Source organism: Aquabacterium sp. (assembly GCF_041909175.1).
In the GTDB taxonomy this organism is placed as follows: domain Bacteria; phylum Pseudomonadota; class Gammaproteobacteria; order Burkholderiales; family Burkholderiaceae_C; genus Aquabacterium.
In genome coordinates this window covers 401,906-416,426 of the sequence record NZ_JAYRDZ010000001.1, presented here as the reverse complement: position 1 = coordinate 416,426, position 14,521 = coordinate 401,906, and the positions used below count along the sequence as shown (strand labels likewise).

The following is a 14,521-nucleotide window of genomic DNA, read 5'->3' as shown; positions in this document are numbered from 1 at the left end:
AAACATGCTGGTACAAGCCCGTAGACGGGCACGGATCGAAGACAGCCGTTCTTGCGGTTGAATAGGAAGCACGATGAATCGACGTGAATGGATGACGGCATTGACCCTGGCCGCCTGCGGGGTCCGAAGCAGCCAGGCACAGCCCGTGGCGCGCTTGCGCCTGGGCGTGGATGGCCTGGTGTTCGACACGGGCCTGGCCGCGAAATGGAAAGCAACCATGGGCAGAGACGTGGGCCTGGGGGTGGACTGGGTGCGCTCGACCACAGCTGACGTGCTCACCGGCCTCGACAACGGCAGCATGCAGGCCGGCCTGTTCTTCTCGTGTGCGCAGGCCGACACGCTCTCGCGCCAGGGGCTCATCCATGACCGCCACCCGCTGGCTCGCACCGGCGTGCTGCTGGTCGGGCCACAGGACGATCTGGCCGGCATCGGCAGCGAGCAGGACGTCGGCAAGGTGATGCACCAGATCCTGGCCGGCCAGGCGGCTGGCGCCTGCCGTTTCGAGGCGCCGGCGCGCGGCTCCGGTCTGGATGGCCTGAGCGAGCGCCTGCAGGCCGGACTCGCTGTCAAGCAACTGCCCCAGGCTCGCGCCCCCTCGTCGCAGGTGGCCAGCCAGCCGGCCTACCAACTGCTCACGTCCGGGCAATGGCAAGCCTTGCCGGCCCCCCAGCGCAAGCGCATGAAGGTCATCCTCAACCAAGACCCCCGCCTGACGCTCACCTGCGAAGTGGCCCGATCCTTCCGCTCGGCCCACCCGGCCGGCAAACTGATGGTGCAGTGGTTGCAGGGGCCCCTGGGGCGCCGTGCCGTGGCCGCCAGCGGTTGGCAGCCTGCATAAGCCATGCAGGCCTGGGAGAGCCAAGCCCTCTGGAGCAGCCTGCAGGTCGCCGTGGTCACGGTGACGCTCTGTACGCCCCTGGCCGTGTCGATCAGTTATGCACTGGCGCGCTGGTGCGGCCCGGGCAGCTGGATACTGGCCAGCCTGGTGTTGCTGCCGGCGGCCCTGCCACCTGTCGTCATCGGCTACATCCTCCTGGCCGGCCTGAGCCCGGCGAGCGCGTTCGGCCACTGGCTCCAACAGGGAACCGGCTGGCACCTGCGCTTTTTCCCGGATGGCGTGGTGCTGGCAGCCTCGGCGGCCACGCTGCCCATGATGGTCAGGCAGTTGCGCCCGCACTTTGACACGCTGGCGCCACAGCACGCCCTGGCTCTGGCCACCCTGGGCGCCTCGCCATGGCAGGTCTGGCGTCAGCTGTGGCTGCCCAGGCTGGCCCCCGGCATCCTCTCGGCGGTCTGCCTGGGACTGGCCCTGGCCTGGGGCGAATCAGGTGCCACGCTGGTGCTCGGTTTTGCCTTGCTGCCGCCCGGCAGCCAGAGCTACGCTGGCACCGTGCCGCTGGCCCTCGTACAAGCCCTGCAATCGCCTGACACGCTGGACGCAGCGGCGCGCCTGGCTGGTCTGAGTTGCCTCATCGTGCTGGCAGCCCTGCTCGCCAGCGAAGCCCTGCGTCGGCATGGCTTGCAACGCGCGGCCCTGCCATGAAGGGCGCACACCAACCACCCCAGGCGCTGAGTGTGGAGTTGCGTGTGCAGCAGCCAGGCCTGGACATCCAGGCCCAGTTCCGCGCGCTGCCCGGGGAAACCTGTGCCCTGGCAGGCCATGCTGGCGCCGGCAAGACGGCCTTGATGCGCACCCTGGCAGGCCTGCAGCCCGCTCAAAGCGGTCGCATCGCCCTGGGCCCCTACCCGCTCTACGACAGCGCGGCGGGCATCAACCGGCCCCCTCATCAGAGGCGGCTTGCCTGGCTGGATGACACGGACTCGGTGCTGCCTCACCTCGACGTCCAGGCCAACCTGAAACAGGCTGCACGGCTTCACCCCGATGCGCAACCCGCCTGGCTGGCCGACACCATCGCCTGGCTGGGGCTGGAGCCCTTGCTGCAGCGCCCGGTCCGCAGCCTGCACGCGGGTCAGCGGCTGCGGGTGGCCCTGGCGCGCACCGCACTGGCAGGGCCCAATGCCGTGTTGATGGACGACCCGCTCCGCCGTGTGCCAAGCGAAGAGCGGCCTGCGCTGCTGGATCTGCTCGCCGACTTGCCCCGCAGGCTGTGCGTGCCGGTGGTGCTGGTCACCCCGCGCATGAACGAGGTCGTCCGCATGGCCAGCGAGCTGATCGTGCTGCACGAAGGACGCATGACGGGTGCCGGCCCCGCGGCCCGCATGCTGTCCGACGTCGCCATTGCCAACTTCCTGGAAGGCGCCGACGCCGGCAGCGTGCTCGAAGGCCAGATCGTGCGGCACGACGTGCGCTGGATGTTGACCGAAGTCGACGTGGGCGGGCAACGCATCACCGTGCCGGCGGCCCCCTGGCCCATCGGCAGCAGCGTGCGGCTGAAGATCCGCGGACGGGATGTCAGCCTGCACCAAGACACGGTCCGCGACACCACCCACAGCAACCAGCTGCGGGGGCGCATCGCCCAGGTGATGCTGGCGGGCGAGCACGGTGCCTACGGCGCTGTCACGGTGATCCTGCTTCACCCGCAGCAAGGAGCAGACAAACACCAGCCGCTGCCCCACCAGATCTGGGCCATGCTCACGCGCAAGTCCATTCAGGAGATGAACTTGGCACCCGGGCAGGACTGCGTGGTCGGGTTCAAGGCGATGGCCGTGTCGGTCTCAGGGTGGCGTCAGGCTTGATATGCTCAACCACCTCAGCCCTTCTGCCCCTGTCTGCCCATGACCGCCGCCCGCCGCCTTCTGTCCGTCAATGTGGCCCGCCCCACCCCGATCGAGATCGACGGCAGGCAGGTGATGACCGCCATCCGCAAGCGGGCTGCCAGCAGTGCAGCGCAGCCAGAGCGCCTGGCAGTGGCGCCGCTGGGTATCGACGGCGATGAGCAAACCGACCTGACCGTGCACGGCGGACTGTCCAAAGCGGTCTACGCCTACCCCCACGAGCACTACAAGGTATGGCAGACCATGCGGGCCCAGGCCGGCGTGCAGTCCTGGGATGACGACCTGCCCTTTGGCATGCTCGGCGAGAACCTGACGATCACCGGCTTGCTCGAGAGCGACGTCTGGGTGGGCGACCTGCTGAAGTTCCCGGACTGCACCCTGGCGGTCAGCGAACCCCGTCAACCGTGCTTCAAGTTTCAGGCGGTGATGGGCTTCAAGCAGGCCTCGAAGATGATGGCGCAGTCGGGCTACTGTGGCTTTTACTTGGCAGTGCGCGAGCCAGGCACCATTGCCGCCGGGGACAGCTTCGAACTCATCGCCGGCCCACGCGAAGTCAGCATCAGCGAGTTGTTTGCCAACAAGATGCGCCGCCGCGACGTCTGAACCTCAGCGGTTGGTGACACCCGCAGCCACGTGCCCGGCAGGCACATGCGGCGCGGCATTCTCGACATGACCGGTCTGGTCATCAAAGAAGAAATCCGGCTCGAACTCGCGCAAAAACGGCCCCTTGGGCAAACCGCCGAGGAACATCGCTTCGTCCACGTCAATGCGCCAGTTCATCAGGGTGCGGATGGCGCGCTCGTGCGCAGGCGCACTGCGTGCCGTCACCAGTGCCGTGCGCACCCGCATGGCCTGATCCGGGCTGCGTTGCTGCAACACCTGCAGGGCTTGCAGCAGGGGCTTGAATGGGCCGTCCGGCAGGGGCTGATCGGCCAGCGCCACCTCGTGCTCGTGGAAGGCATGCAAGCCATCATGCTGGAACACCTGCTCGGCCTCATCCGAGAACAGCACCGCATCGCCATCGAAGGCGATGCGCACCTCATGGGGGTGGGCATCGACGGCACGTGCCGCATGGGGCAAGACGCGCGCAGCCGGCACCCCGGCCTCCAGGGCAGAACGCACATCGGCCTCGTTGGCCGACAGAAACAGGTGCGCCCCCAGGGGCCGCAGATAGCGCCAGGGGCTGGCACCCCGCGTGAACACGCCCCGCTCGATCGGCAGACCGTAATGCTGCGCCGAGCGGAATACCCGCAGCCCTGAAGCGGGGTCGTTGCGCGACAGGATCACCACTTCGACACGAGGCTGCTCAGGCGTGTTGAACGCCAGCAGCTTGCGCACCAGCGAGAATGCCACGCCAGGCTTGGCTGGTTCGCTCATGCGGTCGATCTGCAGGGCCATGTAGGCCCGGTCGTCCGTGCCCTCGAACAGCTCATTTTCAGCCTCGAAGTCGAACAGGGCCCGGGAGGAAATGGCCACCACCAGGCGGCCAGACAGAGAGGCGGGCATCGCGGGCGTCCTTACTTGACCCAGGTGTTCATCTGCATGATCGGCATCATCACGGACATCACGATCAACATCACCATCAGCCCCATGAACACGATCAGCAAGGGCTCGAGGATGGTGGCGATGGCCAGCGCCTTGCGCTGCACCTCGGTGCTGAGTTGGTTGGCTGCACGCTGCAGCATGACGGGCAATTGCCCGGTCTGCTCACCCAGCCGCGCGAACATCGACAGCAACCCGGGAAACCGCGCTTTGGCGGCCAGCGCCGAAGCCAGTGGGGCGCCCTCGCGCACCTGCACCAGTGCCTCCAGTGCATCGGCCCGCATGGCCCGGTTGGACAAGGTTTCAGCCGCAGCCTGCAAGGCCTTCAGGATGGGGACACCGGAGCCTGCCAGCATGGCCAGCGTGCCGGCAAAGCGGGCCGCGTTGTAGCCCCGTGAGAGCCGGCCAATCAAGGGCAACTCCAGCCAGAAGGCATCGAAGCGTTGCCGGAACCCTTCATCTCGTCGCGCGAACATCAGCGCGGAGACGCCACCGATCAGCGCCAGCGCCAGCAACCACCCCCACTCGCGCATGAAGGCACTGATGCCCAGCATCACCCGGGTCAGCAAGGGCAAGGCCCGCTTGCTGCTGGCGAAGACCTGCGCCACCTGCGGCACCACGAACACCAGCAAGGCGATCACGATGATGATGGCAAACACCGACACGATGGCCGGGTACAAGGTTGCGCCGATGAGCTTCGAGCGCAAGGCTTGCTGCTCTTCCAGATCGGTGGCGAGCTTTTCGAGCACGGTGCCAAGCTGCCCGCTTTGCTCGCCAGCCGACACCACCCCGCGGTAGACCTCATCAAACTCCCGCGGCGAACCCGCCAGCGCACGCGCAAACGTCGAGCCGGCATTCACCTCGGAACGCAGGTGGGCGACCAGCTCTCGCTGACGAGGGTCTTCGGCTTCATCGGCCAGCGCGGTCAGTGCGCGCTCCAGCGGCAAGCCGGCCACCACCAGGCCAGAAAGCTGCCGCGTCCAGATGGCCAATGCCGTGGCATGGAACACCCTGCTGGCGAACAGCTTGCGCGGCTGCCCTTCGACCTCGGCCACCACCACCAGATCAACCTTGATGGGCACCAACTGCTGACCGCGCAGCTGCGCACGCGCAGCCTTGGCGTTGTCCGCCTCGACCAGGCCATTGACGGTCTTGCCAGCGGCATCCAGTGCCTCGAATCGGAACGCAGCCATGTCACAGCATCCTTATTCGCGCGTCACGCGCAGCACTTCCTCCAGCGAGGTCACGCCTTGCGCCACAAGGCGGTCACCGTCTTCACGCATGAGCTTCATGCCCGTCTGCGCGGCGGCCTCAAAGATCTTGGCTTCCGATGCCTGCGCATGGATCAGGCTGCGGATCTGGTCATCGCACACCAGCAACTCGTAGACCCCTGTGCGCCCCTTGTAGCCGCTCATGCCGCACTCCGGGCAACCCACGGGGTGCCAGCGCCCTTGCTCATCCTGACGCTTGCAGTGCGTGCACAGCTTGCGCACCAGGCGCTGCGCCTGCACGCCCAGCAGGCTGGAGCTCAGCAGGAAGGGCTCGATGCCCATGTCGGTCAGACGGGTCACCGCGCTGACGGCATCATTGGTGTGCAAGGTTGCCAGCACCAGGTGACCGGTCAGCGAGGCCTGCACCGCAATCTGTGCGGTCTCCAGGTCACGGATTTCACCGATCATGATGACGTCCGGGTCCTGACGCAGGATGGCGCGCAGCGCCTTCGCAAACGTCAGGTCAATCTTCGCGTTGACCTGGGTCTGACCGATGCCGGGCAGCTCGTATTCCACCGGGTCTTCCACGGTCAGCACATTGGTCGTGCTCGAGTCGATGGTGCTCAGACCCGCGTACAGCGTGGTGGTCTTGCCGGAGCCGGTCGGGCCGGTCACCAGCACGATGCCGTGCGGCTGACGCAGCAGGCGCTTGAACTTGTCGAGCAACTCGCCACTCATGCCCAGCGACTCCAGCGTGAACTTGGTCGAGTCGCCCTTGTCCAGCAAACGCAGCACGGCGCGCTCGCCATGAGCCGACGGCAAGGTCGACACCCGCACATCCACCGCACGACCACCAATGCGCAAGCTGATCCGGCCATCCTGAGGCAGGCGCTTTTCGGAAATGTCGAGCTCGGCCATGATCTTCAGGCGCGAGATCAGCGCCGCGTGCAATGCCTTGTTGGGTTGCACCACTTCACGCAAGGTGCCATCCACCCGGAAGCGCACCGAGGAGCTGCGCTCATAGGGCTCGATGTGGATGTCGGAAGCCCCATCCTTGGCGGCCTGCGTCAGCAAGGCATTGAGCATGCGGATGATGGGCGCGTCATTCGACGCTTCGAGCAAGTCTTCCACCGCGGGCAGGTCTTGCATCATGCGAGACAGGTCCACCGCGCTTTCGACTTCCCCGACCACTGCGGCGGCACTGCTTTCGCCGCCAGCGTACGCCGCAGCAATGCGCCGCCCCAGCGATTCACGCTCCTCGCGCTCGATCACATCGATGGCAAACAGCCGGGTCACCTCGGACAGCGCCGAAGGCGACACCGATTCGGATGCCCACAGGGTGGCACGCTCGTGATCGCATTCGAGCAGCAGGTTATTGGCCTTCGCAAAGGCATACGGCAAAGGGTGGCGAGCGGCCATGGCGTGTTCTCCGCAGTAGCCTCAGGGGGTGGTGGTCGCCGGGGCCAGCTTGGGCACATAACCGGAGTTGCCCGGCATCACCACCGTCGGCGGAGTCGCCTGCGGATCATCCAGCGGCTGATTGACCGACGGCATCTTGATCGAGTTCGACAACTTCAAGGGGTCCATCTGCGGCACCTCATTGATAGGCAGCAGCGAACTCTCTGTCGGCTTGGATTCGACCTGACGTTGGCGCATGTATTCGTAGCGGTCCATCGTCATGGTGTTGCTGGCTTCCTGGGTGCGCATCACGATCGGGCGCAGGAAAACCATCAGGTTGGTCTTCTTGCGGGTACGCGACTGCGCCTTGAACAGGTTGCCGATCCAGGGCAGGTCACCCAAGCCCGGCACCTGGCTGTTGTCCAGCGAATAAGAGTCCTCCAGCAAGCCGCCCAGCACCATCACCTGGCCATCGTCGACCACCACCGTGGTTTCAATGGAGCTCTTCACGGTGGTCGGACCATTGGTATTGGTTTCCGTGCCCGACTGGATGTCCGACTTCTCCTGGTACACGGTCATGCGCACTGTGCCACCCTCGCCCACTTGCGGTCGCACCCGCAGGGTCAGGCCCACATCCTTGCGGTCCACCGTCTGGAACGGGCTGACCGTGCCACTCGACGTGGTCGTCGTGGTGTAGGTGCCGGTCACGAAAGGCACGTTCTTGCCCACCACGATCTTGGCCTCTTCATTGTCCAGCGTGATCAGGTTCGGCGTCGACAGCACATTGCCATCGGCATTGGTCTGCAGGAAAGTCGCCAGCGACGACAAGCCGTAGGTGCCGTTGCTGTACTTGTGGACCGTCCCGATGTTGAGCCCGCCCGCACTGGCCAGTGCCGTGGTCGCATCAGAGGCCACACTCACGATGCTCGGAATGGTGCCTGCCGTCAGCGAGGTGCCCAGCGCCAGCAGGTTGCTCGAACCGGTGTTGCCCAGCGCACCCGCCCACTGGATGCCAAACTGCGCCGCCTTCTCGGCATTGACCTCGACCACCATCGCTTCGATGTAGATCTGCGCACGGCGGCCATCCAGCTGGTCGATCACGGCACGCAGTTGCCGGTAGACCGCATCCGTGGCCGTGATGATCAGGGAGTTGGTACTCGGATCAGCCTGGATATACCCGCCCGTGTTGGGCTGCGCTGCGGCCGTCACGGGGGTGGTCGACTGCGTCGATGTGCTGGATGAGCTGGACGAACTGCTGCTGGAGCTCAGGTTGTTCTGGGACGGTTGATTGCCTGACTGGCTCGGTGTGCCACTGCCTTGCGTGGCCGTGCCGCCATTGCCGGCATTCGGATAGGCCGCACGCAGCACCTGTGCCAGTCGGACCGCGTCGGCGTTGCGCAGGTAAACCACATGGATGCCACTGCCGCCCAGCCCGGACGTGCCGGGCTTGTCCAGTCGCTGGATCAAGGTGCGCACCAGGGCCAGCCGGGCCGGGTTGGGCGCCTTGACCAGCAAGGTGTTCGTGCGCGAATCAGGCAGCACCATCGTGGTCTGGCCTGTCGCTGCCGCACCGGGCGCGGTGGCGGTACCGCCACCATCGGCCAGCTTCTGCACAATCGGAGCCAGATCAGCCGCCACAGCGTACTGCAGCGGCATGGCTTCCATGTCGGTTGCGGCCGGCACGTCCATGGCCGCGATCATTTGCCCAATGCGCTTGAGGTTGTCCGCGTAATCGGTGATCACCAGCGTGTTGCTGGCCGCATTCGCATTGATCGTGTTGTTCGGGCTGATCAAGGGGCGCAGCACCGGCACCAGGTTATTGGCGTTTTCATGCTGCAGGCGGAAGATCTGCGTGATCACCTGATCCCCCGAGCGCTTGACCGCGCCCACCTCGACCGTGCCGGTCTGCAGCTTGGCCTCCGCTTCCGGCACAACCTTGAGCAGCCCGCCGGTTTCGACCACGGTATAGCCTTGGCCCCGCAATGCGGCCAGGAAGTTCAGATAGGCCTCACGCGGTGTCAGGGGCTGCTCGCTGTACAGCGTGATGTTGCCCTTGACCCGTGGGTCAACCATGATCTGGTGGCCCACGATGGCCGCCATGGCACGCGCCACACCCTCGATTTCCGCATTCACGAAATTGAGCGTGACCGCAGCCTCTCCCTTTTTGACACCGGCCGCCAGGGCCGCTCCCCCCATCGATGCGGGCAGCAGGCCACCAGGCCCCAGGCACAGCGCCAGTGCGGTCACCAGCGCCAACGCGCGAGATGGAATCTGAGGATGGGTCATCATGACTTATCCAATCGTTATGACAGAGCGGTCGCCAGAGCGACGACCGATGATGTTCAACAAATTATCGAGTGCCCCCCGCTCTTGCGGTGTGGCACTGGCCTCCCCGCGGAAGCGCATTCCGCGGGGGCCCAACTCCCCTTGCCCGGACAACTGCAAGGCGCCGTCCAGCGTAGACAGGTTCAAGGTGATCGGCCCCTGCGGCTCACCCTGGACATCCATTCGATATGAACCCAGCCGGTCCAGGGTCGACAGACTGGAGGACATGTTGTCCAGCACCACCGTCGCCTGACCATCCATTTTCAATACACCACTGCGCGTCCACACCAACGCCAGTTGCTGGCCGGACAAGTGGATGGTGCCTCCCAGCTGGAGCGTGTTCCAGGGTGTTCCCAATCCGGTCAACCAGGCCGCCGGCCAATGGCCGAGCTGAGCCCCCCGAGGCCCACTCTGGCCCGGCTGAACCGTCAGACGTGTCTCGGACCAACGAGGCTGCACCAGCAACACCAGCGGCGTCGGCACACAGCAATCCTGCTGCAAGGTCAGACGCAGCCCTCCGGACTGCCAGCCGAGGTCCCAGTTCAAGCGGCCAGGCAAGGCCGCCGCGTCCCGGCTGCCTCGCCCGCCGGTCAGGACCACGACGGCACTGCCGTGCCAGACGGTGCCGCTGGACTCGGCCAACAACACACGCCCCTGCGATGTTTCAACCACCAGTTGCGCCAGCCAGGGGGCGGGCGCGTAGGCCAGCAATCCGATCACGGTGCCTGCCGCAGCACCCCACCAGCCCCATCGACGGCCCGCGCGGCGCATGTTTTCCCAGCGCACAACCTCCAGGGTGGACTCCATCCAGCGCGTGGTGGCCGCCATGCGGCCTGCCCACCAACCGGCTGGATTGGAACGGGGGAACGCCGCCATGCTGACGCTACCCTCAGCGTGGTGCACCGGCTGGCAGGGCCAGCGCGATGCTTCCGTTGTAGACACCCGGCTCGACCTCCTCGAGATCAGCCTCCAGCGGACGAACCCGTGCAGACGAGCGCACTTCAGTCAGCCAGTCGAGCAGGTCGCCGCCCGACACCGACTTCAGCACGACGGTGATGCGGTCACCCTGACTGGACAGCTTCGCCCCATCACCCAGCCGGTCAATCGAGGCCTCCAGCGCAGCCTTGGCCTGTGCAGGTGGCACAGGCGGCAACTGCTTGAGCGCCACGGCCTCTGCCGCGAAACGGTTCATCTCGTCCAGCTGGGCATTGACCTCGGCCAACTGGGCGGGCGTCTCACGCAAGGTCTTCACCGCCGGCCGAATGGCCAGCATGACCAGCAACACCAGCCCTGCCAGCCAGGCTGCGGCCAGGACCAGCTGGCGCTCCCGTGGCGCCATGGTTCGCCAGCGCGCCAGCCATTGCTGCTTGAACTCTGCCACGGAGGATGGCTCTACTGCACTCATGTCCAATCCCCTCAACCTTTCTGTCCGCGCCGAACCACCAGACGACCATCGGACGCCTCGACCCAGGCACCCGTTGCGCACACCTTGCTGCGGAACTGTTCAATATCCGCAGGGCCCCAGGCGCGGGGTTGAGCCACACTCAGCGAGGTGCCGTCATAGCGCAAGCGCTCGGTCGGTTCGCCTTTCGGCCAGGCCACCGCCATGGCACCCATCAACGACTCCAGATCGCTGTCGCCGGGCAGTCCACCCAGCGCGCGCAAGATCTCGGTTTCCCGGCGCATCTGCACAGGTGCATCGATCACGGCACGTACCTGGGGATAGGTTTGCTGCAGCACACGCACCATGTCTGCCTTTTTCAGCTTGACCTGACGGGCCTCGTGCCAAGCCCACAGATTCAGCCCCAGCAACTGCACAGCAGCCAACACCGCCACCCCAACCCGCGCAGCACGCCAGGATGGACTCTGGAACTGACGCCAGTAAGCGCTCACCGCGTTGAGCCCCTTGCTGCGTGGCGTCAGGTCGAACTGCAACAAGTTCCACAGCGAGCGATTGGCCTGCAAGAGGTGCTCGGCGTGTGACTGAACCGTCACCACGTGCCCCAGCCAGCGCTCTGCTGGCGCCGCAACCGGCGGGGTCGCGAAAAACCGCGCCTGCGGTGGCAACACCTCAGGCAGCAGTCCACGAGCCAGGCTGCCGGTCAATGGCCAACTGGCTACGCCGTCCTGCGTCGACCAGGTGAGCATCACTGTCGGGGTGCCCGCTGCGCTGGATGGCGCGCTGTCGGTACCCGCCTCATGGAAATAGCCGGATGCGGGCTCATCGGGCCAGACCCCAGGCACCACCCGGTCCAGCCGAATGCGCGCCTTCTCGACCTGCATCAGCAAGCCTGTCAACCAGGTGTGGTCGCAAGCAGCCACCCAGGTGGGTTGCCCCGCCTTGCCTCCGGGCGCCAAGGCGAAGTGCATGTCCTCGGCGTCCGTGAGCAGAAACTCCTCCAGCATGCTCGCCAGTGCTGCACGCAATTTCGCTGCTGGCGCCTTGGGCAGACTCAGTCGGTGCCAGCTGACATCGGCTGGGGCCATCACCGCCACCACCGTGTCGGCACGGGGCATCAGCGGCAGGGCGCAACAACCATGACGGGCCACGCTGTCACCATCCTCGGTCAGGACATAGGCAAATTCCTTCGGGCCGACCGCTGCGGACGCAGAGGAATCGGTCCCGGCCGAATCAGTCAGGAAGCGCGAACGCGCCGGCAATTGGATGATGAGGGTAGTCATGTCTGCTCACGATGAGAGACGAACATGTCACAAAAGGACAAGGGTAAACGGTTCCGCATTGTAGAAGCGTGAAAACACGCGACATTTAAGGATTGATACGCCCCTCAACCGCGGCGGTGACACGCGGGTCCGTGCTCGAAGAGGTGTCCTGGAACCGCACGATGACCTCGTTTCCATTGACCCGTCGCTGCACCAGATGACGCTGCTCGATGATGTTGTCCTCCAGACGCAGGCGTCCGCGCACGAAGAAATAGTCCGAAGCCACGTCCATCCTATCCAGGTTCAGACTGGACTTGCCCAGTTGCTTCAACGCCTCGCTCAGTGAGTCGAAGGGGTTGCGTTGACGGATCTGTACCAGTCGCTCTGCGCCAGCCAGGTCAAGGCCATCGACCACCGCAGCGATCACCTCTCGCGGCGCCGTATTGATGTTGACCTTGGTCCCGCTCGCCTGATAAGGCAGCAGCGTGACCCACGGCCGCAAGCGCTCCACAGTAGCGGCATCCACCCCCAGCCACACCAGCTGGTCCATGCTTTGCGGCATCAGTGGCGCCTGTGCCCGCGCCTGACTGCCCCCCAACCGATCCATGGCGCTGGTGTCCGAGGAGGACATCACCGCCAGCGTCGCCTTGGCCAGTGCCTTGGCCAGGAAATCCGCGACGGACGACTGCACCCCCGCGTATTCACAGAGACGCTTGAGCACGCCAAGCTCCTTGGTATCGATCTGGCCGTCGCTGCCCAGGACATGCCGGAGGTTGTAGCGCGCCGTCGCGTCTTCAATCTTGCCCGACAGGAATGCCTCCGGACCGTCGTCGGTGTTGTTCTTGTCCGCGGCCAGAAAGCTTGACAGACGCGCCTCGGCCAGCTCGACCGCCCAGGGCTCGCCCAGGTGGTCAACGAGCTGACCATCCGTCTTGGTATTCGCGTCCTCGCGCAAGATGAGGCGGGACCAGTCCAGTGCGCCGACCAGCACCCAGTGGGCCTGCGATCGGGCGCGCTCTGCTGCTTCGACCTGCACAGCACGCCACTGCTGCCACACCATGGTAGAAGCGATGGTCGCCACCAGGGTGACAATCACCATGGCCATCAACAAGGCCGCACCACGCTGTTGCACACGTGCAGGGCCGATAGCTGCCATCAACTGGTCCCTCCTGGTTGCGCTGCCATCAGCACATCACGGGTCAGCGTGCCGCCGAACCCGCTGCCCTCACCGAGGGTGAACACCGTGCGGACGCCGCTGGGCAACAACACCCGCTTGCTGCTGCTCAATGTCGAGGAGGAACTGCTCACGTCACCTGACGACTGGCAATTGCTCCAGGCGTTGGCGCGATAACAGTAGGCCTGCCACTGCACCACCCCAGGCAACGCCACCAATGTGCCGGGCTCCTGCCCCTGGAGCTGGTAGGAGCGGCGCCACGCCGACTCCAGATCGCCAACCTGCGTCACCACCGGGCTGGCCCACCGCTCAAGCTGTCCGTTTCGAACGCTCCAGACCACAACCTGCATGCCGCCGGGTGCCCGTCGAGTCAGGCGCATGCGTGCCCCGTCGAACTCGAATGCATCGACCACCAGGGTGTCCATCACGGCGCCGATATCCAGCTCCCACTGAGACAGCACCGATTGCAGACGCAAGGTACGCTGCAGTTGACCTTTCGAGATGTCGCGTGCGCGGGTAATCGCATCCATGCCCTTCCACGCCGTTGCGGCCAGCACAGACAGGATCAGCAGAGAGACCAGCACCTCAATGAGGGTGAAGCCTCGGCCGGAATGGCGTCGCTCGCGTCTCATATATCAGTACCTCGGCAGCACAGTCGACAGCTTCACCACGGGCTGGTTGGCTTCATCAAACATCTGAACGTCCACCCTGCGGAAATTCGCGTTCGGGGTCGGTCGCACCCCCATCTTGCCGATAAAGGCGCGCCCAAGCTGCCCACAGGAGAACTGGCTGTCCCCGACCGACGGATACGCATCGGCCAACACAAGGGCCGTCAGTTGGTTCTCCGCGCACCACTGCGCCAGCGTCAGGTCGCTCATGCGCTGCGCATTCATGGTCAGTCCACCCGCAGCCTTGATACCTGCCGCCAGTGTGATGGCGACAATCGCCAGCGCCACCAGCACCTCGATCAGGGTCATCCCGGTGCCAGTGCGCCCCCCACCGGAAAAATGCCGTCCGTCAGCCATCATGAGCCGCCATCCTCGGTGTCGTTGGCCAGGGCAAAAGGCGACAACCCATCCGTGCGAATCACCACCTGGCGATCGGCCAGCCGCAGCACCACGCTTTGCGCACCGATCACCGGCTCAGGGCCCAGCACGATCGACCGGCTGCCCAGCACCTCAGCCTGTACCTCCCGATCATCCCAGCGCAAGGAAGGCAGCAAGGCCTCGGGCAAACCAATGAACTGGTAATCGGTATCCGGCCCCTTGGACTGCGGCACCCAGACCACCGTCATGGCACCGGCTCTGGCCTGCGCCCTCGCGGACTCCAGGATCGCTGCCAGGCGCACGCCCTCACGCTCCAACCGCGTCGATGATGGGTCAGGGACGGTCAAAGCAACCACCGCGGTGGAAATGGCGATCAACGCCACCACCACCATCAACTCCAGCAGCGTGAAGCCGCGGGCCGGTTTCAC

15 protein-coding genes are annotated in these 14,521 nt (G+C 65.4%); 4 read left to right on the top strand and 11 right to left on the bottom strand.

All coding sequences use genetic code 11. The features are described from left to right. Positions 1-73 precede the first annotated feature (73 nt). From ACE3PH_RS01845 to ACE3PH_RS01830, 4 genes are read left to right on the top strand one after another with little or no spacing between them, the layout of a single operon-like run. The gene (locus ACE3PH_RS01845; protein ID WP_374315912.1) at positions 74-838 is read left to right on the top strand and encodes a hypothetical protein; all 765 of its coding nucleotides are present in this window, start codon (positions 74-76) and stop codon (positions 836-838) included. A gap of 3 nt (positions 839-841) precedes the next feature. Next, positions 842-1,543: a molybdate ABC transporter permease subunit gene (locus tag ACE3PH_RS01840; protein WP_374315910.1), complete on the top strand. Its 702-nt coding sequence runs from the start codon at positions 842-844 to the stop codon at positions 1,541-1,543. Continuing rightward, entirely contained in the window at positions 1,540-2,697 is a 1,158-nt protein-coding gene (locus tag ACE3PH_RS01835) for an ATP-binding cassette domain-containing protein (protein ID WP_374315908.1), read from the top strand. The genes ACE3PH_RS01840 and ACE3PH_RS01835 overlap by 4 nt, the downstream gene beginning before the upstream one ends. Positions 2,698-2,736: 39 nt before the next feature. After that, positions 2,737-3,339 carry an MOSC domain-containing protein gene (locus ACE3PH_RS01830; protein WP_374315906.1) on the top strand — a complete coding sequence of 201 codons (603 nt, stop codon included), beginning with the start codon at positions 2,737-2,739 and terminating at the stop codon, positions 3,337-3,339. 3 nt (positions 3,340-3,342) lie between these two features. Here ACE3PH_RS01830 and ACE3PH_RS01825 read toward each other — a convergent pair whose 3' ends face one another. The 11 genes from ACE3PH_RS01825 to ACE3PH_RS01775 all read right to left on the bottom strand — a co-directional run bounded on the left by ACE3PH_RS01825 (position 3,343) and on the right by ACE3PH_RS01775 (position 14,521). After that, positions 3,343-4,242: a 5'-nucleotidase gene (locus tag ACE3PH_RS01825; RefSeq protein ID WP_374315904.1), complete on the bottom strand. Its 900-nt coding sequence runs from the start codon at positions 4,240-4,242 to the stop codon at positions 3,343-3,345. 11 nt (positions 4,243-4,253) lie between these two features. Continuing rightward, entirely contained in the window at positions 4,254-5,471 is a 1,218-nt protein-coding gene (gspF, locus tag ACE3PH_RS01820) for a type II secretion system inner membrane protein GspF (RefSeq protein ID WP_374315902.1), read from the bottom strand. Between the two features lie 12 nt (positions 5,472-5,483). Beyond that, positions 5,484-6,908: a type II secretion system ATPase GspE gene (gene gspE / locus ACE3PH_RS01815; RefSeq protein WP_374315900.1), complete on the bottom strand. Its 1,425-nt coding sequence runs from the start codon at positions 6,906-6,908 to the stop codon at positions 5,484-5,486. A 21-nt stretch (positions 6,909-6,929) separates the two neighbouring features. Next, positions 6,930-9,176: a type II secretion system secretin GspD gene (gene gspD, locus ACE3PH_RS01810; RefSeq protein WP_374315898.1), complete on the bottom strand. Its 2,247-nt coding sequence runs from the start codon at positions 9,174-9,176 to the stop codon at positions 6,930-6,932. 3 nt (positions 9,177-9,179) lie between these two features. Continuing rightward, on the bottom strand, positions 9,180-10,088 hold the full coding sequence (gspN, locus tag ACE3PH_RS01805) for a type II secretion system protein N (protein ID WP_374315896.1): 909 nt from the start codon (positions 10,086-10,088) through the stop codon (positions 9,180-9,182). 13 nt (positions 10,089-10,101) lie between these two features. Further along, positions 10,102-10,617: a type II secretion system protein GspM gene (gene gspM / locus ACE3PH_RS01800; protein ID WP_374315894.1), complete on the bottom strand. Its 516-nt coding sequence runs from the start codon at positions 10,615-10,617 to the stop codon at positions 10,102-10,104. An 11-nt stretch (positions 10,618-10,628) separates the two neighbouring features. Continuing rightward, positions 10,629-11,894 (bottom strand): type II secretion system protein GspL, encoded by a 1,266-nt coding sequence (gspL, locus tag ACE3PH_RS01795; RefSeq protein ID WP_374315892.1) that lies wholly within the window; start codon positions 11,892-11,894, stop codon positions 10,629-10,631. 85 nt (positions 11,895-11,979) lie between these two features. Then, complete coding sequence (gene gspK, locus ACE3PH_RS01790; protein ID WP_374315890.1) at positions 11,980-13,029, bottom strand: type II secretion system minor pseudopilin GspK; 1,050 nt, start codon at positions 13,027-13,029, stop codon at positions 11,980-11,982. Beyond that, positions 13,029-13,679 (bottom strand): type II secretion system protein J, encoded by a 651-nt coding sequence (locus ACE3PH_RS01785; protein WP_374315888.1) that lies wholly within the window; start codon positions 13,677-13,679, stop codon positions 13,029-13,031. Before ACE3PH_RS01785 ends, gspK begins: the two co-directional genes overlap by 1 nt. A 3-nt stretch (positions 13,680-13,682) precedes the next feature. Then, entirely contained in the window at positions 13,683-14,075 is a 393-nt protein-coding gene (gene gspI / locus ACE3PH_RS01780) for a type II secretion system minor pseudopilin GspI (RefSeq protein WP_374315885.1), read from the bottom strand. Further along, on the bottom strand, positions 14,072-14,521 hold the full coding sequence (locus tag ACE3PH_RS01775) for a Tfp pilus assembly protein FimT/FimU (protein ID WP_374315883.1): 450 nt from the start codon (positions 14,519-14,521) through the stop codon (positions 14,072-14,074). The genes gspI and ACE3PH_RS01775 overlap by 4 nt, the downstream gene beginning before the upstream one ends.

What these genes read in the sequence shown, in the direction of transcription:
- ACE3PH_RS01845 (WP_374315912.1), top strand. Translation starts at nt 74, where the DNA reads ATGAATCGACGTGAATGGATGACGGCATTGACCCTGGCCGCCTGCGGG.
- ACE3PH_RS01840 (WP_374315910.1), top strand. Translation starts at nt 842, where the DNA reads ATGCAGGCCTGGGAGAGCCAAGCCCTCTGGAGCAGCCTGCAGGTCGCC.
- ACE3PH_RS01835 (WP_374315908.1), top strand. Translation starts at nt 1,540, where the DNA reads ATGAAGGGCGCACACCAACCACCCCAGGCGCTGAGTGTGGAGTTGCGT.
- ACE3PH_RS01830 (WP_374315906.1), top strand. Translation starts at nt 2,737, where the DNA reads ATGACCGCCGCCCGCCGCCTTCTGTCCGTCAATGTGGCCCGCCCCACC.
- ACE3PH_RS01825 (WP_374315904.1), bottom strand. Translation starts at nt 4,242, where the DNA reads ATGCCCGCCTCTCTGTCTGGCCGCCTGGTGGTGGCCATTTCCTCCCGG.
- gspF (WP_374315902.1), bottom strand. Translation starts at nt 5,471, where the DNA reads ATGGCTGCGTTCCGATTCGAGGCACTGGATGCCGCTGGCAAGACCGTC.
- gspE (WP_374315900.1), bottom strand. Translation starts at nt 6,908, where the DNA reads ATGGCCGCTCGCCACCCTTTGCCGTATGCCTTTGCGAAGGCCAATAAC.
- gspD (WP_374315898.1), bottom strand. Translation starts at nt 9,176, where the DNA reads ATGATGACCCATCCTCAGATTCCATCTCGCGCGTTGGCGCTGGTGACC.
- gspN (WP_374315896.1), bottom strand. Translation starts at nt 10,088, where the DNA reads ATGGCGGCGTTCCCCCGTTCCAATCCAGCCGGTTGGTGGGCAGGCCGC.
- gspM (WP_374315894.1), bottom strand. Translation starts at nt 10,617, where the DNA reads ATGAGTGCAGTAGAGCCATCCTCCGTGGCAGAGTTCAAGCAGCAATGG.
- gspL (WP_374315892.1), bottom strand. Translation starts at nt 11,894, where the DNA reads ATGACTACCCTCATCATCCAATTGCCGGCGCGTTCGCGCTTCCTGACT.
- gspK (WP_374315890.1), bottom strand. Translation starts at nt 13,029, where the DNA reads ATGGCAGCTATCGGCCCTGCACGTGTGCAACAGCGTGGTGCGGCCTTG.
- ACE3PH_RS01785 (WP_374315888.1), bottom strand. Translation starts at nt 13,679, where the DNA reads ATGAGACGCGAGCGACGCCATTCCGGCCGAGGCTTCACCCTCATTGAG.
- gspI (WP_374315885.1), bottom strand. Translation starts at nt 14,075, where the DNA reads ATGATGGCTGACGGACGGCATTTTTCCGGTGGGGGGCGCACTGGCACC.